Source organism: Marinibacterium sp. SX1 (genome assembly GCF_050389775.1).
Classification (GTDB): Bacteria; Pseudomonadota; Alphaproteobacteria; order Rhodobacterales; family Rhodobacteraceae; genus Marinibacterium.
Map to the genome: position 1 here is coordinate 99,221 of NZ_CP177149.1, position 18,810 is coordinate 118,030.

At 63.1% G+C, this 18,810-nt stretch carries 17 protein-coding genes; 16 read left to right on the plus strand and 1 reads right to left on the minus strand.

Features of this window, described 5'->3' with window-relative positions; translation table 11 throughout:
• Nucleotides 1–27 precede the first annotated feature (27 nt).
• Nucleotides 28–855, plus strand: coding sequence for an oxidoreductase (locus ACK3BB_RS25565; RefSeq protein ID WP_428929547.1), 828 nt, complete (start codon nt 28–30; stop codon nt 853–855).
• 144 nt (nt 856–999) lie between these two features.
• Nucleotides 1,000–2,178 (plus strand): beta-ketothiolase BktB, encoded by a 1,179-nt coding sequence (gene bktB, locus ACK3BB_RS25570; protein WP_428929548.1) that lies wholly within the window; start codon nt 1,000–1,002, stop codon nt 2,176–2,178.
• Between the two features lie 4 nt (nt 2,179–2,182).
• On the opposite strand, the gene ACK3BB_RS25575 is transcribed toward bktB, so the two are convergent.
• A complete protein-coding gene (locus tag ACK3BB_RS25575) occupies nt 2,183–3,103 on the minus strand; it encodes a LysR substrate-binding domain-containing protein (protein WP_428929549.1) in 921 nt (306 codons plus the stop codon).
• Nucleotides 3,104–3,263: 160 nt separating this feature from the next.
• On the opposite strand from ACK3BB_RS25575, the gene ACK3BB_RS25580 reads away from it, so the two are divergent.
• From ACK3BB_RS25580 to ACK3BB_RS25645, 14 genes are all read left to right on the plus strand, one after another.
• Nucleotides 3,264–4,286, plus strand: coding sequence for a LysR family transcriptional regulator (locus tag ACK3BB_RS25580; RefSeq protein ID WP_428929550.1), 1,023 nt, complete (start codon nt 3,264–3,266; stop codon nt 4,284–4,286).
• 63 nt (nt 4,287–4,349) lie between these two features.
• The gene (locus ACK3BB_RS25585; protein ID WP_428929551.1) at nt 4,350–5,201 is read left to right on the plus strand and encodes an ABC transporter ATP-binding protein; all 852 of its coding nucleotides are present in this window, start codon (nt 4,350–4,352) and stop codon (nt 5,199–5,201) included.
• Nucleotides 5,198–5,971, plus strand: coding sequence for an ABC transporter ATP-binding protein (locus ACK3BB_RS25590; RefSeq protein WP_428929552.1), 774 nt, complete (start codon nt 5,198–5,200; stop codon nt 5,969–5,971). Before ACK3BB_RS25585 ends, ACK3BB_RS25590 begins: the two co-directional genes overlap by 4 nt.
• Entirely contained in the window at nt 5,971–7,644 is a 1,674-nt protein-coding gene (locus ACK3BB_RS25595) for an AMP-binding protein (RefSeq protein WP_428929553.1), read from the plus strand. The genes ACK3BB_RS25590 and ACK3BB_RS25595 overlap by 1 nt, the downstream gene beginning before the upstream one ends.
• Before the next feature lie 3 nt (nt 7,645–7,647).
• Nucleotides 7,648–8,520 (plus strand): branched-chain amino acid ABC transporter permease, encoded by an 873-nt coding sequence (locus tag ACK3BB_RS25600; protein ID WP_428929554.1) that lies wholly within the window; start codon nt 7,648–7,650, stop codon nt 8,518–8,520.
• A gap of 2 nt (nt 8,521–8,522) precedes the next feature.
• The gene (locus ACK3BB_RS25605) at nt 8,523–9,539 is read left to right on the plus strand and encodes a branched-chain amino acid ABC transporter permease (RefSeq protein WP_428929555.1); all 1,017 of its coding nucleotides are present in this window, start codon (nt 8,523–8,525) and stop codon (nt 9,537–9,539) included.
• A 22-nt stretch (nt 9,540–9,561) separates the two neighbouring features.
• Complete coding sequence (locus ACK3BB_RS25610; protein WP_428929556.1) at nt 9,562–10,725, plus strand: ABC transporter substrate-binding protein; 1,164 nt, start codon at nt 9,562–9,564, stop codon at nt 10,723–10,725.
• An 85-nt stretch (nt 10,726–10,810) separates the two neighbouring features.
• On the plus strand, nt 10,811–11,602 hold the full coding sequence (locus ACK3BB_RS25615; RefSeq protein WP_428929557.1) for an enoyl-CoA hydratase/isomerase family protein: 792 nt from the start codon (nt 10,811–10,813) through the stop codon (nt 11,600–11,602).
• A gap of 29 nt (nt 11,603–11,631) precedes the next feature.
• The gene (locus tag ACK3BB_RS25620; RefSeq protein ID WP_428929558.1) at nt 11,632–13,326 is read left to right on the plus strand and encodes a class I adenylate-forming enzyme family protein; all 1,695 of its coding nucleotides are present in this window, start codon (nt 11,632–11,634) and stop codon (nt 13,324–13,326) included.
• Between the two features lie 165 nt (nt 13,327–13,491).
• Nucleotides 13,492–14,991: an aldehyde dehydrogenase gene (locus tag ACK3BB_RS25625; RefSeq protein ID WP_428929559.1), complete on the plus strand. Its 1,500-nt coding sequence runs from the start codon at nt 13,492–13,494 to the stop codon at nt 14,989–14,991.
• A gap of 83 nt (nt 14,992–15,074) precedes the next feature.
• Nucleotides 15,075–16,133: a TRAP transporter substrate-binding protein gene (locus ACK3BB_RS25630; protein WP_428929560.1), complete on the plus strand. Its 1,059-nt coding sequence runs from the start codon at nt 15,075–15,077 to the stop codon at nt 16,131–16,133.
• A 77-nt stretch (nt 16,134–16,210) separates the two neighbouring features.
• The gene (locus tag ACK3BB_RS25635; RefSeq protein WP_428929561.1) at nt 16,211–16,789 is read left to right on the plus strand and encodes a TRAP transporter small permease subunit; all 579 of its coding nucleotides are present in this window, start codon (nt 16,211–16,213) and stop codon (nt 16,787–16,789) included.
• Nucleotides 16,786–18,090: a TRAP transporter large permease gene (locus tag ACK3BB_RS25640; RefSeq protein WP_428929562.1), complete on the plus strand. Its 1,305-nt coding sequence runs from the start codon at nt 16,786–16,788 to the stop codon at nt 18,088–18,090. Before ACK3BB_RS25635 ends, ACK3BB_RS25640 begins: the two co-directional genes overlap by 4 nt.
• Nucleotides 18,087–18,758: a glutathione S-transferase N-terminal domain-containing protein gene (locus tag ACK3BB_RS25645; RefSeq protein ID WP_428929563.1), complete on the plus strand. Its 672-nt coding sequence runs from the start codon at nt 18,087–18,089 to the stop codon at nt 18,756–18,758. Before ACK3BB_RS25640 ends, ACK3BB_RS25645 begins: the two co-directional genes overlap by 4 nt.
• The last annotated feature ends 52 nt before the right edge of the window (nt 18,759–18,810 follow it).

Consider the following 18,810-nt stretch of genomic DNA (forward strand, 5'->3'; position numbering starts at 1 on the left):
AGAGGCAATTTCAAGACGAGGAGCATCATGTCGAATAGGACCTTTTTCATCACGGGCGCCAATTCCGGGTTCGGTTATGCCATCGCAAAAGCCGCGTCAGAGCAGGGCCACAAGGTCATTGGGACCGTACGTTCGGAGGAGGCGCGTGCCTCGCTGGCCGAACGGTTGCCCGCTGTCGTTCCGGTGGATTGCGATGTAACCAATTTCGACGCGATCCCGGACATCGTCGCGCGCACTGAGAAGGCGCACGGCCCTGTCGATGTGCTGATTAACAACGCAGGCTATGGCCACGAAGGTATCCTCGAAGAGTCGCCGTTGGACGAGTTGCGGCGCCAGTTCGACGTGAACGTTTTCGGCGCGGTTGCCGTGGCCAAGGCCTTTCTCCCCGCCTTCCGCACCCGACGCGCCGGGTTCATTGTCAACGTGACCTCGATGGGGGGCATGATCACCATGCCCGGCATCGCCTATTACTGCGGTAGCAAGTTCGCCCTGCAGGGTATTTCGGAAGTGATGCGCGCCGAGATGGCGCCATTCAATGTACATGTGACGACTCTTTGCCCAGGGTCGTTCCGCACTGACTGGGCGGGCCGCTCGATGATCCGCACCGAACGTTCGATTGTGGATTACGATGCGCTTTTTGACCCGATCCGCGCGGCGCGGCAGGAGAAAAGCGGCAAGCAGCTTGGCGATCCGAACAAGCTCGCCTTGGCCGTTCTCGAGCTGATCGCCTCCGACGCACCACCGCCGCAGCTCCTTCTGGGAAGCGATGCGCTCGGGTTGGTAAGCGCGCGGCTGGATCGCATGCGGCACGAGATCGCGGAGTGGGAAGACCTGACCCGTTCAACGGACGGGTGAACCGGGCCGTGACGCGCCCGTTTCGGGCACGGTCGCGGTGAATTTGCACACCCGTCCCGCAGAATTGGGCGCAGAGCGCCGGGCGCGCTGCAGGTAAGGTGCCGGCGACGGCAAAGAGGCCAATCACAATAGACGGATGTTGATATGCGGCAGATCTATATCGTGTCCGGCGTACGCACGGCGGTTGGAACATTCGGAGGAGCGTTGGCGGATATCCCTCCGTCAACCTTGGCCGCGGCGGTCTGCAAGGAAGCCGTCAGCCGGTCCGGTGTTGACCCCGAAGCGATCGGGCTCGCCGTCTTCGGCAATGTCATCCACACCGACCGCCGCGACCCGTTTCTCGCGCGGGTCGCGGCGCTGGACGCAGGGCTGCCACAGGGAGTCTCTGCAGTCACAGTGAACAGGCTGTGCGGATCGGGGATGCAGGCCTTCATCCAGGCGGCGCAAGGGATCATGCTGGGGGATGCAGAGATTGCAGTAGCGGGCGGTGCCGAAAGTATGAGCCGGGCACCTCTCTTGGCGCAGTCGGCCCGGTTCGGGCGCAAGCTCGGCGATCAGATGCTGGCCGATATGCTGAACGGCGCGCTAACCGATCCCTTTCTCGACGTGCTGATGGGGGTAACGGCGGAAAACGTCGCTGGCACCTACGGCATCTCGCGTGAAATGCAGGATGCTTCTGCGCTCGAGAGCCATCGGCGGGCGTCCCAAGCCATTCGGAACGGGCATTTCCGGGAGCAGATCCTGCCGGTCAAGATCAGGTCGCGCGGTAAGACCGCGTTATTTTCCGAAGATGAGCACGTCCGGCACGATGCCGAACTGGCCGATTTCCAGAAGTTGCGCACGGTGTTCGCGGCGGATGGCAGCGTAACGGCGGGCAATGCATCGGGTATCAATGACGGCGCGGCGGCGTTGGTTCTGGCCAGCGGCGAGGCGGTCGAGAAATACGGGCTGACACCGATGGCACGGCTTTGCGCTTATGGTCAGGCCGGGGTCGACCCGGCGCATATGGGGATCGGCCCGGTGCCGGCCTCGCGGCAGGCGCTCGAGCGCGCGGGAGCCGCGGTTGAGGCTCTGGACGTGGTGGAGTCGAACGAGGCCTTCGCGGCGCAGGCCTGCGCGGTGGCCCAGCAGCTCGGCCTCGATCCCGCCCGCACCAACCCCAACGGAAGCGGCATTTCGCTGGGTCATCCGATCGGTGCCAGCGGCGCTATCCTTCTGGTCAAGCTGGCATACGAGCTGCGCCGAACCGGCGGCAGGACCGGTCTTGCGACCATGTGCATCGGCGGAGGACAGGGGATAGCCACAGTGCTGGAGTGCGTCTGAACTGTCAGTCCGACACCCAATCCGCGTCGTGGAAATGCGCGCGGACATGGCGCAGAAAGGCCGAGACGGGCGGCGTCTGATCGCCGCTCCGATGCACCAGCGCGATGTCGGCCAGAACGTTGTTGGCACGGATCTCCCGAAAGGCCACGCCAGGCAAAGCCACGCAGGTGAGCGATGCGGGCACAAGGGCAAAGCCCATCCGAAGCGCGACCAGACTGGTGATGGTCACCCAGTCCCGAACCTCTCGACCGATCCGGGGGACGAACCCGGCGTTGCTGCAAAGCTCCAGCGTGTGCCTGTGAAAACTGACTTCCGGGGGCTGATCAGGAATGATGAAGGTCTCGTCGCGGCAGTCGGCCAGATCCACGGTGTCGCGCTGCGCCAGCGGATGCGCGGCTGGCAGGAGGAGCAGAATTTTCTCCCGCCGAATGACATGGCTGTCGAGACCGTCGCCGCGGGGTAGGGTGGGGCGCATGAAGCCGATGTCGGCGCGGCTCTCGAGCAGGGCGGTGACCTGTCGTTCCAGCGTCCCCTCGCGTATGTTCAGCCGGACATCCGGCAAAGCCGCGCGAAACCCGCCGATCGCTTCCTGCAGGACGCCAGAATAGGCGATGGAGGCGCTGTACATGATCTCGATGGTTCCGGTTTCTCCCCGGCTATAGCGATGGGCATCGTTCACCGCTTGCTCGGCGGAGGCAACCGCGCGGCGGGCCGCCGGGATCAGCGCCGCGCCGGCGGGACTCAGGGCGACCGACCGCCTCGTCCGTTCGAAAAGCGTCACGCCGAGAATGTGCTCCAGGGCCTGGATCTGGTGACTGAGCGCCGGTTGGGCAATGCCGAGCGTGGATGCCGCGCGCCCGAAATGCGTGTCCTCCGCCAGGGCCAGAAAAGCCTCGAAATGTCGCAACTTCACGTTCCCCAACATGGTCCGTCCTTCCTTGCCTGTTCCTGCGAGCCCGGCATGACCCAGTCAGAATGATAATATTCTTCGATTAATAGGCCGGCAATAAATTATTGGATTGGATCATTTGTCCATGCCTACCCTGATGACTGACCCAACGGGAGAGGCGGTCAGGGAGGAGATCATGACAAAGCCGGAATGCGGGCTGGGCGGCGGGCCATGGACGCGGGTAAACTGGGACCATCTGCGGTTCTTTCTTGCGGTGGCCCGTACGGGAACACTGGCCGCCGCCGCCAACTTGCTGACCACCGATCACACGACCGTCTCCCGCCGCATCAAGCGGCTGGAGCAGGAAATCGGCGTCAAGCTCTTTCGGAGATCCAATGCTGGCTACAGCCTGACGTCGGCGGGGGAGCGGTTGCTGGCCGCCAGCGACAGGATCGAGACGGCACTTTTCGAAGGTGTGACAATGGCGGCCAGCGATCATGGCGCCCTGTCGGGCAAGGTCCGTATCGGGGCGCCTGACGGGTTGGGATCGCTGTTTCTCGCTCGGCAGATCCCCAAGCTTCTGGAGACCAACAAGGAACTGGAGGTCGAGCTGATCGCGACGGCGCGATCCTTCGACGTGATTACAGGAGAGGCGGATATTGCGATATCCATCCCGGTGCCGCGGCAAAGTCGCCTTGTCTACCGCCGTCTGACCGATTACGCGCTGATGATCTACGGCAGCCGCGACTACCTGGCACGGCATCCGGTCAGCGACCCGCGGGATCTGGGGCGACACGGCTTCATCGGCTATGTGGAGCGGGACCTTTACGCGCCCGAACTGGATTATCTGGACGCCGTCGCGCCCAACCTCGGCGTTCCTCTGCGCAGCACCAATCTTCTGGCCCAGGTACATGCAACGCTGGCCGGGCATGGGCTCTGCGTGCTGCCGGCCTTCGTCGCGCATCATTTCACCGATCTGTTCGTTGTTCTGCCCGAACATTTCCGGCTGCAGCGGTCGTTCTTCATCCAGACCCATGAAGACAGGCGTGCGACGCCGCTGATCCGCAGCGTGATCGACTTCATTATCGAGCGCGCCAGGGCGGAACGGGCGGTGTTTCTGCCTGACGCCGGAACGATGCAGGAATGGGCCCGGGTCCGGGCAAAAATGCACAGCACTCGGGTGGAACTGCTTCTACCCCGGTTTGAGAGCGGAACTTAATCTTGTGTTCACAGTCCTTGGGAGGGGAATTCAGTGTCTGCTATGGTCGTTCAACAGGGTCCGATGGTGGCAGCCACCCCTGCAGGGATGCAGGACGGCGACGCCGCGCGGGATGGCGCGCTGCTTTTGTCGGCCCGCAATCTGAGCGTGACCTACAACAAAGCCGTCCTCGCCGTCGAAGGCCTGAACATCGAGGTCCGCGCAAGCGAGATTGTTGCCCTTCTCGGCGCCAACGGAGCTGGCAAGTCCAGCACGCTCAAAGCCTTTTCCGGGCTCCTAAAGCGGGAAAACGGGGCGACCAGTTGCGACGCGCTCGAGATCGCAGGAGAGGCCATCCTCACCGCGCCTGCTTATCGCATCGTCGAACTGGGAGCGGCCCATGTGCCCGAGGGGCGGGGTCTGTTCCAGGATCTCACCGTCGAGGAAAACCTCAAGATGGGAGGCTATAGCGTAAAGCGGGCCGCGCTGCTTGAAGCGATGGACGAGGTCTATGCGCTTTTCCCCCGCGTGGCGGAGCGGCGCAAACAGCTGGCGGGCTATCTTTCGGGCGGAGAGCAGCAGATGGTCGCCATCGCGCGCGCGATGGTGTCGCGTCCCCGGCTGCTGATGCTGGACGAGCCCTCGCTTGGGCTGGCCCCGCAGATTATCGACACGATCTTCGACACGCTGATCGCGCTGCGCGATGCCGCCGGGCTGGGCGTGCTGCTGGTCGAGCAGAACGCGCGCCTTGCGCTGGAGGTCGCCCGCCACGCCTACATCATGGAAAACGGCCGCGTCGTGATGTCCGGCGCCGCCGCAGACCTGGCTCAGCGTGATGAAGTGCAGAGCCTTTATCTCGGGATCGCTTCAGATGGCGCGCGTCGCTCCATGCGAGACGTCAAGCGCTATGACCGCCGCAAGAGGGGCCAGCTATGAGCACGGTCCTGGAGGTCGAAGGCGTCTCGAAACATTTCGGTGGGCTGAAGGCGGTTCAGGATGTGAGTTTCAGCGTCCGGCAGGGCGAGATCTTCAGCGTCATCGGTCCGAATGGTGCCGGCAAGACAACGCTGTTCAACGTTATCAGCGCGGTGCTGAAGGCCAGCGCGGGCCGCGTTGTGTTCGGCGGGCGCGAGCTGACCCGCTGCCGCACCTCGGACCTTGCCAAGCTGGGCGTATCCCGCACCTTCCAGAACCTGGCGCTTTTTCATACGGAGCCAACGGTAGCGAACGTGCTGACTGGTTTGCACCACCAGCTGACCGGCACAGTTCTGGAGGCCGCGTTCTATCGCGGGCGGCTGCGGCGGCAAGAAATCGAGGCACGGCAGAGGGTCGAGGATGTACTGGCCTTTCTGCGGCTTGAGGATGTGCGCGATGCCCCCGTCGGGACGCTGGCCTACGGGTTGCAGAAACGGGTCGAGCTGGCGCGCGCCATGGTCTCTTCTCCGCAGCTGCTTCTGTTGGACGAGATGGTGTCGGGTATGAACCAGGAAGAGCGCGAGGACATTGCTCGCTTTGTCCTCGACCTGCGCGACGAGATGGGCGTGACCGTCCTGATGATCGAACACGACATGGGCGTCGTCATGGATATTTCCGACCGGGTGGCGGTGATGCATCAGGGGCGGCTGATCGCCTGTGACAATCCCGAGGCCATTTCGGGCAACAGTGACGTGATCGAGGCCTATCTGGGCCGGAAAAGGGGGGCGTGATGGCAAGCGGAACGCCCAGGACACTGCCGCAGATCCTGCGAGACGCGGCGCGAAAGACTCCGGGCAAACCGGCGCTGCGCAGCAAGCGGCGCGGAGTCTGGCAGGCGACCGACCTGCGCGGATACTTCGAGGCCGCGGTCGAGACCGCTCTGGCCCTGCGGGCTGACGGGGTTGTGCCGGGTGACACGGTGCTGGTCTTTGCCTTCAACGGCCCGGAATGGCTGATGGCCGACATGGGCATTCAGATCGCCGGCGGCCGGTCTGCCGGGCTTTACCCCGACATGGCGCCGGACGAGCGGCTGGAGATCCTTGCCGCACTCGCGCCCTCGGTCGTCTTCTGCTGTGGCCATGAACAGGTGGATCAGGTGCTGGCCGCCGAGGCCTCAGGCTGCCTGCCTGGCCTACGCCGGATCGTTTTCTGGGAACCTGCGGGGCTGCAATCCTGCACAGATCCCCGGCTGGTCGCCTATGATGCCTTTCGTGCTGCCGCAGCAGAGCAGGGCAACCGGACCGGGATGGTTGAGGCAATAGATGCCCTTGACCCTGAAGCGGTCGCTGCTCTCTGCCTTACGCGTGGCGTCACCGGCCGGGTGCGGACAGTCCCGCTGACTCACGCCGATCTGGTTGCGGCGGGCAAACGGGCCGTTGCTGGGGTCGAGGCCGGACCGAACGGGTGTTGTCTGGCCTATCTTCCCTTGGCCAATGCCATGGCGCGGCAATGTTCCGCGACGTTGAGCCTGATGACAGGCGAGGAACTGGTTTTCGCAGAGGCAGAGCAGGGTCTCTTCTCCGCGATGCAGACAATTCAGCCGCAGAGTGTCGCGCTTTTCCCCAACGGCTGGGCCGAGTTGGTCTCGCAACTCACCGTCCGGCTTGAACAGTCGCCAAAGCTGCCTTCGCGTCTGCGGCTCAGGGCGTTGCGCGACCCGCAGGCCGGCAGGGCGCGGCGGGTTTTCGGGGCCGGGATGCGGCGGTTCATGGGGCTGGCACGGAACAGCAGCGCAATCTGCCTGGGCGGCTTGCCCGATCAGGAGACGCGCAGCATACTCGAACGTCTCGGCATCCGGTTGCACTATGGATACGGCCTGACCGAAACCGGTGGCCTGACCCACATGTCGCAACAGCCGCAGAGCCTGCTGGACGCGCCGTTGCCCGGTGTCACGGTCACCACCGACGAGGGTGGCCAGATCCACATCACCACCGGTCCGCGTGGCGGGATTGCGACGGGCGACCAGCGCTGTGCCGCCGCCGTGCGGCTGGGCCAGATCGACCGGCAGTCCGACCGGCATGGCGGGTACGGGCACCCGGTCGGGCTGGGCGGGCTTGAAAGCCTGCTGACCGACAGCCGCTGGATCCGGCGGGCTGCGGCCTGTCCCGGCCCGGACGGGGTGACCCTGATGATCGAGATCGACCCGGTTACCACCGCCAGATGGGCCGCCGAACGCAAGTTAGCCTTCACCGACTTCGCCAGTCTCGTAGCCCGTCCCGAGTTGCGGGAGCTGATCGACGCCGACATCGCGCAACGTCTGTCCGGCTTGGATGGCACGGTTCGCATCGCGGGCCATCACCTGCTGGACGGCCCGCTTGATCTGGAGCGTGGCGAACTGGCCCCGGTCTATGGCCTGCGACGTGCTCGCGTGGCCGAGCGCCTTGTTCTGGCACAGGAGGGCTGAGCCATGGAATTCTTTCTTCAGATCGCCGCAAACGGGCTATTCGTCGGGGCAGCCTATGGGCTGGTTGGGATCAGCCTGGCGCTGATCTTCAAGGCGACCGGGGTGCTGAACCTCGCCCAGGGCGAAATGATGATGATCACCTCCTATGTCGCCTATTCGCTGGGGCTGGGTTTTGATCTGAGCCTGATCCCGCTGATCCTTCTGCTGATCCCGGTGGCAGGTTTCTTTGGCTGGGCGATCGAGCGGTTCATCATGCGGCCGATGGTCGATGCGCCGATGTTCTCCATTGTCATGCTGACCCTTGGTCTGGCCTTCGTACTTCGGGGTTTGGCGATCCTTGTCTGGGGCGCCGCGGCTCTGGATTTCGGGCAGGTGCTGTCGCCGGAGTTCGTGAACATTGGTTTCATGTCGGTGCAAATGGTCCAGGTCTACCTGCTGGCCGCGCTGATCGTCGCTTCTGTCCTGGTGGCTGCCATCCTGCGCTTCACCCGCATCGGCATCGCCATCCGCGCCATGGCAAGCAACGAACGGTCGGCGGTGCTGATGGGGATCGACGTGCCCAAGGTGCGCAGCTTTGTCTGGGTTCTGGGTAGTGTTATCTCGGCTATCGCGGGCCTTTTCCTTGCCAGCCTGACGACGCTCAACCCGGAACTCTGGGTCTATGGCTTCCATGCCTTCCCGGCTGTGATCCTCGGTGGCATCGACGCCCCGATTGGCGGCGCCATCGGTGGCGTGATCATCGGCCTGACCGAGAACCTGGCCCAAGGCTACATCGGCCAGGGCCTGCGCGAGATCGCCGGTTTCGTCGTCATCATTTTCGTCCTGATGATCAATCCCAACGGTCTCTTCGGCGGCCGCAGCGTGGAAAGGGTCTGACCATGACCGCTTCGTCCCTTGTCACCCGCCCGTCGCAGCTGATCGCCCTTGGCACCCCCCGAGCCCGCTGGACGGCAGTGTTGGCCATCGCGCTGGTGGCCCTCTTGCCCTTTGCGGTCAACGGCTACGTGCTGGGGCTGCTGACGACCTGCCTGATCGCCTCCATCGGAGCTATCGGGCTGAACATGCTGACGGGCACCACCGGGCTGGTGTCGCTGGGGCAGAGCGGGTTCCTGCTGGTCGGAGCCTATGCGACCTCCATCGCCATCGCCGATTTCGCCCTGCCGATCCCGGTGGCGCTTTTTCTGGGCTGCCTGGTTTCGGGACTGATGAGCCTGATCGTGGGCATCCCGTCCCTGCGCCTGAGAGAGCTTTATCTGGCAATCACCACGCTGGCCTTTGCGCTGATCGCGGAGCATCTGATCCTTTACGCCGATGACCTGACGCATGGTACGAGCGGCATCTTTCTGGCCGATCTGCATTTCGGGCCGCTGGATCTGGGCCATGACAAGGAACTGTTCTGGTTCGTCCTCGGACTGACGGTACTGGCCATTCTGGTCAGCCTGAACCTGCTGCGCTCGCATGTCGGACGGGCCTGGATGGCGGTGCGCGATCATGGGGTGGCGGCCCAGGTCATGGGAATCGAACTGGCGCGCTGGAAGCTGATGTCCTTCTTCGTCTCGTCGTTGTTCGTCGGGCTCGCGGGCGGGCTGATGGCGCTGCAGGTGCGCTTCGTCAACACCGAGATCTTCGGCGTGATCCTCAGCATCGAGGCGATCACCATGATCATCATCGGCGGCATCGGGTCGATTGCCGGCGCGGTGATCGGGGCGTTCTTTGTCACGCTTCTGCCGGATGTGGTCGCGGCCCTGTCGGGATCGGCCGGCGGCGGGCTGGGCGGCAATGTCTACAAGCTGCGCGGCATCGCCTATGGCGTCGTCATCATCGTCTTTCTTCGTACCGCGCCGGGCGGCCTGGTCAGCCTCTGGCACCGGGCCGTGAGTTACTGGCGCATCTGAACAATTCCAGGGAGTACTACCAATGAAAGTCCTATTCACCCTTGCCGCTGTCGCGGCGTTGATCGCGGGCCCGGCGCTGGCGGAAACCGGCGTCACCGATTCGGAAATCCGGATCGGAGAAATCTCGGCGCTTAGCGGGCCTGTCGCCTCTGTCGGGGAAGCCTACACCATCGGCACGCGTCTGGCGGTGGAGGAAATCAACGCAAACGGAGGCATCAACGGCCGCAAGGTCGTGCTGTTTGTCGAAGACGACGGGGCACAGCCCGGTCGGACCTTTCCCGCTGCCAAGAAACTGATCGAACAGGATCAGGTCTTTGCGTTCAACGGCACCTCAGGCTCGGCCAACGTGCTGGCCATACTGCCGCTTCTGGAAGAGGGAAATATCCCCGCCATCGTGTCCTGGGCGCCCAACAACCTGGTCTATGAAGATCGGGTACGACCCAGCGTCTTTGTCATGGGCGCCAGTTATACGGAGACCTTCGACGCGGCCCTGAAGTACATCCACGAAAGTGCAGAGCCGGGCGATGCCGTCTATGGCGTGATCCGTCAGGACGATGCCTTTGGCGAAACCATCGAAGCCGCCTATGACAATGCGATCGAAAATTATGGTGTGAAGGACGGGCTGCGCCTGAAGTTCAAGCGCGGCCAGACTGATTTCGGCGCCGAGGCGCTGCAATTGAAACAGGCGGGTGTGGATGTTGTCATCAACGGCACCATCGTCAGCGGCACGGCGTCGCTGTTTAAATCCATGCGGCAGGCCGGGTTAGAAGTGGTTTCGACCAATGTCTACACCGAGTTGATGCCGGCCTCGATCAACCTGCAGAAACCGGGCGGCTACACCTACTATGTCGGCGACTATGTGGCTGGCGTCGCTGAACCGGCCGGGCAGGCGGTGATCGAGAAGGCGCGCAAATACCTGACCGATGCCGAGGCGGAAAAGATCAACCGTTATACCTTTGCCAGCTATGCTTCGATGCTGATCTTTGCCGAGGCCGCGGGACAGTGTGGTGCCGATCTGACACGCGACTGCTACATCGAAAAGCTGCGCGGGCTCGACGGGTTCGACACCGGCGGGCTGACCGCGCCCATCACCTTCAGCAAGGAAGAGCAACGCGCCGGGCAGGCCTCGAAAGTCTACAAGGTCGATGCAGCCACCGGCGAGGTGACCCCGGTCACCGGCTTCTGATTCAAAACGGGCGGGCGCGTTGCGCTCGCCTCGTCCGAGGCCGGATGTCCCGGCCCCGGCCCTTTTCCAGATGCAAGCGGACCCCATGACAGAGACACCTCTTCTTCTCGACATAGAGGGCCCGGTGGCCCGGATCACTCTGAACCGTCCCGACAAGCTCAACGCGCTGTCGGCTGCTCTGGTGGAGGCGCTGCGACAGGCGCTCGACCGGATCGAGGCCGATCCCGGCTGTCGCGTCGTGGTCATCACCGGGACCGGTCGCGCCTTTTGCGCCGGTGGCGATCTGACCGAGTTCCGCAGCCATCTGGAGGCCGGGCACCCCGACGAGCTAGAGCGGTTCGTGCGCGGTGTCAGCGCGACATTTTCCCGACTGGAAACCCTTTCCAAGCCCGTCATCGCGGCGGTCAATGGCGTGGCGGTCGCCGGTGGGCTGGAGCTGGTCCTGGCCTGCGATCTAGTGATCGCCGCCGAAGGGAGCACGATGGGCGACGGCCATGTGCGCTATGGCGTCCTGCCCGGTGGCGGCGCCGCGGCGCGGCTTCCCCGGAAGGTGCCACAAAACGTCGCGGCAGAGCTTTTCCTGATGGCAGAGTCGAAACCTGTCGAGTGGTGGCAGAGCTTTGGCGTGGTGAACCGCATTGTGCCGCACGCCGATCTGGCCGCAGCCGCCAGCAATTGGGCCGAGACAATTGCCAAGTTCAGCCCGCTGGCCGTCGCCGACATGAAGCGCATGACGCTTTCGGCCAAAGACACAACCCGCGACGCGGCGCTTGCGCAGGAGCTTGAAGTTTTTGCGACCCATACCAAGCGTGCAGACTTTCTGGAGGGCCTGCGCGCTTTCGCCGAACGCCGTCCCCCAATTTACCGAGGACATTGAACATCGCCCGACCGGCGGAGGAGGTTGTCATGAACGAAGCCATGAACCAGGGGGCCCGGGGCGACACCCTGGGTGACATGCTGCGCGACGGCGCACGGCGTTTCGCAGCAAGCGAGATCGTCTTTCCGCAGGAGCGGTGCAGCTATGACGAGCTTGACCGCCGCGCCGATGCCTATGCCCGCGTTTTTCGCGACAGTGGCGTGGGCCACGGCCAGATGGTCGGCATCTGGTTGTCGCCCTCGATTGACATGATTGCCGCCATGTTCGGTGCCATGCGCTGCGGCGGCGTGGCCGTGCCGATCAGTGACCGCTTCCGTTCCGACGAACTGCGGCATGTGATTACCCACGGGGATTTGCGGGTGCTGGTCACTAACGCCCGGACCTCTTTTGCAGACCGGCCTGAAGAATTGCTGAAGGCTCTGCCAGATCTTTCGGGCGCGGATGGTCGGGCCTCAAGCAAGATCGCGCCGCTGCTGGGGCGGGTCTTCTTGATCGGATCCGAGCCATATGATCTGCCATCGGGGATCGATTGGATCGACGATGCAGGGTTTACGCTTTGGGTCCATGCTGATCCGGAAGTTGCGGATGCGACCCTGAAAGCCGACGATCTGGCCTATCTCATGTACACGTCCGGCACGTCGGCCATGCCCAAGGGCTGCATGACCACGCATCGCGGCTGTCTGTTGCAGGGCAGGTCTCTCGCCTTCACCCGATATATGCTCGATGACAGCTGTGCCTTCTGGTGCCCGATGCCGCTGTTCCACAACGCTGGCCTCGCGACGATGACCGCAGCCCTGGTGGCGGGGGCGAAATTCGCCCATTCCGGCCAGTTCGATGCCACCGACGCGCTACGCCTCCTGTCAGAGGAGAAATGCACCCACGGCCTGCCCACATTCGAAACCGTGTGGATGCGGATCCTCGAACATCCCGAATTCCCGCAGGCAGACCTGTCGCATCTGCGCTGCATCCTGAACACCGGGGGCGAGGATTTGTTGCGCAAGCTTCAGGCCCGTACGCCGCAGGCCACGCAGATGGCCAACTATGGGATGACCGAAGGCACGGGCCATGTCTCGATGACCACGCTGGAGGACAGCGAGGATATCCGCATGACCACCGGCGGCTTCCCTCTGCCGCAGATGGAGGTCCGGATCGTCGATGCGGAAACGCGGCAGCCAAATCCGCCTGGCGAACGTGGGGAGATCCAGTTCCGCGGCCCATCTCGTTTTGTCGGGTACTATAAGGACAAGGCGGCAACCGATGCGGTGATTGACGCTGACGGCTGGTTTTCCTCGGGCGATCTGGGCGTGATGGATGCCGAGGGGCGGCTGACCTACAAGGGAAGGCTGAAGGACATGCTGAAGGTCGGCGGCGAAAACGTTGCCGCACTCGAGATAGAGTCCTTTTTACTTCGTCACCCGGCGGTAAGCATCGCCGCGGTCGTCGCCGCACCCGACGGCTATTACTCCGAAGTTCCCGCCGCGTATGTCCAGCTTGCGCCCGGACAAAGTGTAACGGAGGAGGAGCTGATCGACTTCTGCCTGGACGACATCTCGACCTTCAAGGTGCCGCGCTATGTCCGCTTTGTCGACGACTGGCCGATGTCCGGAACCAAGATCAAGAAATACGTCTTGCGCGAACGGATCGCCGCAGAGCTTGAGGCAGCGGGCATCCAGACGGCCCCAAAGCTGGTCAGTCGGCGTGCCCGTGGCGTTAGAACGGGCTAGCTTATTGACAGGTTCGAGAAAGGTCGGCGCCTTGCACCGACCTTTTTTCTTGGGTGCATTAATATGCTTGAGTTTACCTCAATAAATGACAAATTTAAAATCGATATTCCTCTTCAGGCACACCCGATAAGTTCTCGCGCAAGCGACGACATGGGAGTGAGGATAATGGCTTCGAGCCAGGAATTGGAAATCTATCGCCATTTCATAGACGGTGCCTGGGCTGACCCGGTAGACGGCGAATGGATCGAAAGCGTCAATCCGTATACGGGAACTGCCTGGTCGAAGGTTCCGCGCGGAACGGCCGCGGACGTCGACCGTGCGGTGCGCGCAGCACAAAGGGCCATGTCGGAAGGGCCGTGGGCGACGATGACCGCTACCGATCGGGGCAAGGTCCTGCGCCGCTTTGGCGATTTGATCGAACAGAATGCCGAGCGGCTGGCCAGGATCGAAGTGCGCGACAACGGCAAGCTGTTCACCGAGATGCACGGACAGTTGCGCTATATACCGAATTGGTGGTGGTATTTCGGCGGCATGGCCGACAAGGTCGAAGGCGGCGTCGTGCCGATCGACAAGCCCGACATGTTCGGGTTCACCCAATACGAACCGGCCGGGGTGGTCGGTGCGATCACCGCCTGGAACTCGCCGCTGCTTTTCGTGTCGCTGAAATGCGCTCCGGCACTTGCGGCGGGCTGTTCGGTGGTTCTGAAGCCCTCGGAATTCACATCCGCCAGCAGTCTTGAGATCGCGGCCCTCGCCAAGGAGGCGGGGTTTCCCGACGGCGTGTTCAACGTGGTCACCGGGCTTGGTCCCGAAGCGGGTGCCGCGCTTGTCGAACATCCCGGCGTTGCCAAGATCTCGTTCACCGGCTCGGACGCGGCGGGTGCGCAAATCTATGCGCGGGCCGGCCAGGATTTGAAACGGGTCTCGCTGGAACTAGGCGGCAAGTCGCCCAATATCGTTTTCGAGGACTGCAACCTCGATGCTGCGGTTGCCGGGGCGATATCTGGCATCTTCGCGGCCAATGGCCAGTCCTGCATCGCAGGGTCCCGGCTGGTGGTCCAGAACTCCATCCGGGAGGAATTCACCCAGCGGCTGGTCGAGCGTGTCGGCAGTGCACGGATCGGTGATCCGATGCTGCCCGAAACCGAGGTCGGCCCAATCGCCAACAAGCCCCAGTACGAAAAGGTGCTGCGCTACATCGAGATTGCCAAGGCGGACGGGGCGCATTGCGCCTTGGGGGGGAAAGCTGCGACAGGGCACGGTCTGCAGGGCGATCACTTCATCGAACCGACGATCTTCACCGACGTGACCAACGATATGCGGATCGCGCAGGAAGAGGTGTTTGGCCCAATTCTATCGATCATCGGCTTCGACGACGAGGCCGACGCCGTGCGTATCGCCAATGACGTATCCTTCGGTCTCGCCGCGGGCGTGTGGACCTCGGACATTGCGCGGTCCCTGCGGATGACCCGGGCGATCAAGGCCGGGATGGTCTGGGTGAACACCTACAGGGCGGTGAGTTTCATGATGCCATTCGGCGGCATGAAACGTTCGGGCATTGGCCGCGAATGCGGCAAGGACGCGATCTACGAGTTTCTGGAAACCAAGGCGGTCTGGATCTCGATGGCCGGCGAGGCGCCTGCCAACGCCTTCGTCATGCGCTGATACCTCATAACCCGTCTGCACGACGCGCCCAGGAGGAGACCGGGCGCGACGTCGGACAAAACGGTAAACATAGGGAGGATACCATGAAACGGATAATTACCACGGCGCTGGCTCCAGCCATGTTCTGCGCCGCTTTCGCGACGGGCACGGCGGCCCAGGATCTGCCACAGCAGGCCTTCAAGGTCGTCGGAACCTGGTCGAACCTGAACAACTGGAAGGCGGTCGAGCATCCGCTCTGGACCGAGATCGTTCCAGAGCGCAGCAACGGCAAAATCTCGGCCACCCTGCAATCCGTCAGCGAACTGGGTCTGAACGGAACCGAGGTGATCCGCTTCCTGCAACTGGGCCTTTTCGATTTCGCCCATGCGCTGGCGGTCTACGTGGCAGAGGATGCGGTGATCGAGGGCGTTGACATCGCAGGGGTCGCCGGCAGTGTCGAGGACGCCCGCAAGGCGACGGACGCCTACTTCCCGATCGCATCGAAGAAGTTCGAGGCGGACTACAAGGCCCGGATCCTGGGTTTCTACTCTTGGCCCACGCAGCTGATCTACTGCAACGGCGCCTTCGACAGTCTCGCCGATCTCGCGGGCAGAAAGATCCGCGTTCAGGGCGCCTCTCAGGGTGACTTTGTCGAAGGTCTCGGCGCAACCGGTGTGACGATGCCCTTCGGCGAGGTCGTGCCCGCGCTTCAGCGCGGAACGGTCGATTGCGCCATCACCGGGGCGATGCCGGCCTATCAGGCAGGTTGGCACGAGGTCACGACGCATATGCTCGACATGCCGGTCGGGGTGACGATCTCCTTCGCGGCGGTCAGCCTGGCATCCTGGAACAAGATGGATGCGCCGACCCAAACGTTTATCCAGGAGACCGTCGACGGCCTCGCGGACAGTTGGTGGGATGTGGCAATCTCGGACGACCGCGAAGGCCGCGCCTGTATGACCGGACAGGGGACTTGCACCGTGGGCACGCCGGGCACATTGGTCATGGTCGTGCCGACGGACGAGAGCAAAGCCCTGCGCGAGAAAATCCTGACGGAAACCGTGCTGCGGCGATGGGCAGACAGGTGTGGCAGCGACAGCTGTACCGAGGACTGGAATGCCACCATCGGCGCGGCGTTGGGGCTGACAGCCAGCGGCTCCTGATCCACGTGCGAATGCTGGCTTTCCGCCGATACGCATTGCGCGGGAAGCCAACGATCCCTTTCCGGACAGACGGACACATGACAACGATATTGCGAAGTTTCGACAAGGCGACGCGGCTTCTGGCGGTGCTCTGCGGCTGGGGCCTTCTGGCGATTGCGCTGGCCACCGTGGCCGAGATCCTGGGCCGGAAGTTTTTCGACTTTTCCTTCCGCGGGGTCGACGAGGTCGGAGCCTATATCATGGCGACCGTCAGCTCGGTCGGCTTTGCCTACGCGCTGAGCCGCCACGCGCATATGCGTGTTGCGCTGCTGTTCGGTGCGATGGGCAAGCGGATGAAAGCAGGGGTCAACCTGCTGGCCGCGCTTCTTGTGGCGGGTGTCGCGATCTTTTGCGTGATACGGGGCGGGATCGAGGTACTGGGTATCTTTGAATCTGGCCAGCGTTCGGCGACGCCGATGCAGGTGTCACTCTGGATACCTCGTTCCGCCTGGCTGGTCGGCATGATCTTCTTTGCCCTCGGCGCCACGATAATGGCGGCCCATTCCGTCCATCTCTTCGTGACCGACCGCGAAGAACTCAACAGTAGCTACGGGCCGGAAGGAACCTCCTCGAAACCGGACGCCGACGAGACCGATCGCAAGGACAACATGTCATGATAGACCTTCCTCTCATCGCTGTGGGGTTTGGCCTTATGCTGGGTCTGATGGCGCTTGGCCTTCACATCGGGGTGGTCATGTTCGGCATGGGCTTTCTGGGTGCCTTCCTTTATCTCGGAGCGCCCGGCACCAATGCGATGGTTGTCGTGTTCCTAGGGTCGATGAATGACAGCGTGCTGTTGCAGTTGCCACTCTTCATCCTGCTGGGCGAAATTCTGGTCAGATGTGGCGCGACAGGTCGCATGTACCGCTCTTTGGCAGACTGGCTGAACCCGATCCCCGGCGGACTGCTGCACACCAATATCGCCGCTTCGGCCATGTTCGCCACTGTGTCCGGCTCGGCGCTCGCGACCGCCGCCACCGTATCCAAAGTATCCCTGCCGACATTCCGGGAAAGGAACTATGATGCGAGGTATGTGCTGGGCTCCATCGCGGCGGGCGGCTCGCTTGGCAACCTGATCCCGCCTGGGATCGCCTTCATCCTCTTCGGTGTGCTCACCAACACGTCCATTGCCCGACTCTATGCAGCAGGCGTGGTGCCCGGTCTGGCGCTGGCCGTGGCGTTTTCACTGACGATCGTGGCTCTCACCCTCTGGCGTCCCTCGATCGCTCCCAAGGAAACCGGACGAGCGCCGCTCTCTCAAAGACTGGCCCGTCTCAAGGACCTCGTCCCCTCCTGCATCATCTTCGCGACCGTAATGGGGTCGATCTATTCCGGCTGGGCAACATCGACGGAAGCGGCGGCGTTGGCCGTGGTGGTCGCGATGGCGATCGCGGCAGGACACGGCAAACTCAGCATCCCCATGCTTCACGAAGCCTTCGTCTCGACCGTCTCGCTGACCGGGTTGATGATGCTGATCCTCTCGGGGGCTTTCGCTCTCAACTTTGTTCTTGGCCTTCTGGGCGTAACTGCCGCGATCACCCAGTTCGTCAGCGGGCTGGATGTGACCCCGGTGCAGTTCCTCTACATCCTGCTGGTATTCTACCTCATCATGGGCATGTTTTTCGAGACCCTGCCGATGCTGGTGGGCACCCTGCCGCTGATCTTTCCGGCCGTTCTGGCCCTGGGAGTGGACCCCGTGTGGTTCGGTGTCTTCATGGTTATGATGTGCGAGATCGCGCTGATCAGCCCGCCGGTCGGGATGGTGCTTTACGTGATCCAGGCGGTTCGCGGCGAAGGATCCATTGGCGACGTGTTCCGGGGCGTGATCCCCTTTCTCGTAACCTTGCTAGCCATGACGGCCCTGCTGATTCACCAGCACAAGATCGCCCTTTGGCTGCCTGACAGGATTTTCCAGTGAATGGGCTCAGCGAGCGCGGCCATGACGCGCCTGCGGGCGGGTCGATGCGCCTGATCGGTTCCGACCTTTCGCCATATGTGCGCAAGGTTCGGGTCTATCTTTCCGAAACTGGGCGCGAGATGCCGTTCGAAAGAGTCGATGTCTGGACCGACGAGATCTGGCACGGCACGGCAGATCCGGTCGGAAAAATTCCGATCCTGATCTGCCCGGATGGCGGAACTCTGACCGAGTCGCTTTTGGTGGTCGACTATCTCGACCGGCTCGCAGAGCCCGAGAGGCGGCTGACACCCGCAAACCCTCACGCGGTTCTGATGACGCGCCGCCGTCAGGTTTCGGCGCAGGTGCTGATCGACGCCACGGTCGAGCGGCTTCTCGAAGGTCGCCGGCCGTCGGCCCAGCAATGCACAGACAGGATCGAACGGCAGGAGGCGCGTATCTCGCGCGTTCTGGCACATGAAGAGGCTAGTCTCGCCCAGGGAAAATGGCCGACCTGCGACAGCTTCGGGCTTGGCGAGATCGACATGGCGGTGGCGCTGCAATACGTCGATTTCCGCTATCCGCACGATTGGCGCGCGCGCTGTCCCCGGCTTAGCGTCTGGGCTGCGGAAACCCGGGAGCGCCCCAGTCTGTTCGCAACCCAGCCCCATGGTTTTACCCCGATCGTCTAGATCGGCCGCGGGGGACGGGGGCCAAAAAAAAACGGCCGGTGAAATCCGGCCG

Coding starts and splice junctions, on each gene's coding strand:
- ACK3BB_RS25565 (WP_428929547.1), top strand. CDS start 28: ATGTCGAATAGGACCTTTTTCATCACGGGCGCCAATTCCGGGTTCGGT.
- ACK3BB_RS25595 (WP_428929553.1), top strand. CDS start 5,971: ATGGCAAGCGGAACGCCCAGGACACTGCCGCAGATCCTGCGAGACGCG.
- ACK3BB_RS25585 (WP_428929551.1), top strand. CDS start 4,350: ATGGTGGCAGCCACCCCTGCAGGGATGCAGGACGGCGACGCCGCGCGG.
- ACK3BB_RS25575 (WP_428929549.1), bottom strand. CDS start 3,103: ATGTTGGGGAACGTGAAGTTGCGACATTTCGAGGCTTTTCTGGCCCTG.
- ACK3BB_RS25600 (WP_428929554.1), top strand. CDS start 7,648: ATGGAATTCTTTCTTCAGATCGCCGCAAACGGGCTATTCGTCGGGGCA.
- bktB (WP_428929548.1), top strand. CDS start 1,000: ATGCGGCAGATCTATATCGTGTCCGGCGTACGCACGGCGGTTGGAACA.
- ACK3BB_RS25620 (WP_428929558.1), top strand. CDS start 11,632: ATGAACGAAGCCATGAACCAGGGGGCCCGGGGCGACACCCTGGGTGAC.
- ACK3BB_RS25640 (WP_428929562.1), top strand. CDS start 16,786: ATGATAGACCTTCCTCTCATCGCTGTGGGGTTTGGCCTTATGCTGGGT.
- ACK3BB_RS25610 (WP_428929556.1), top strand. CDS start 9,562: ATGAAAGTCCTATTCACCCTTGCCGCTGTCGCGGCGTTGATCGCGGGC.
- ACK3BB_RS25615 (WP_428929557.1), top strand. CDS start 10,811: ATGACAGAGACACCTCTTCTTCTCGACATAGAGGGCCCGGTGGCCCGG.
- ACK3BB_RS25630 (WP_428929560.1), top strand. CDS start 15,075: ATGAAACGGATAATTACCACGGCGCTGGCTCCAGCCATGTTCTGCGCC.
- ACK3BB_RS25580 (WP_428929550.1), top strand. CDS start 3,264: ATGACAAAGCCGGAATGCGGGCTGGGCGGCGGGCCATGGACGCGGGTA.
- ACK3BB_RS25635 (WP_428929561.1), top strand. CDS start 16,211: ATGACAACGATATTGCGAAGTTTCGACAAGGCGACGCGGCTTCTGGCG.
- ACK3BB_RS25590 (WP_428929552.1), top strand. CDS start 5,198: ATGAGCACGGTCCTGGAGGTCGAAGGCGTCTCGAAACATTTCGGTGGG.
- ACK3BB_RS25625 (WP_428929559.1), top strand. CDS start 13,492: ATGGCTTCGAGCCAGGAATTGGAAATCTATCGCCATTTCATAGACGGT.
- ACK3BB_RS25605 (WP_428929555.1), top strand. CDS start 8,523: ATGACCGCTTCGTCCCTTGTCACCCGCCCGTCGCAGCTGATCGCCCTT.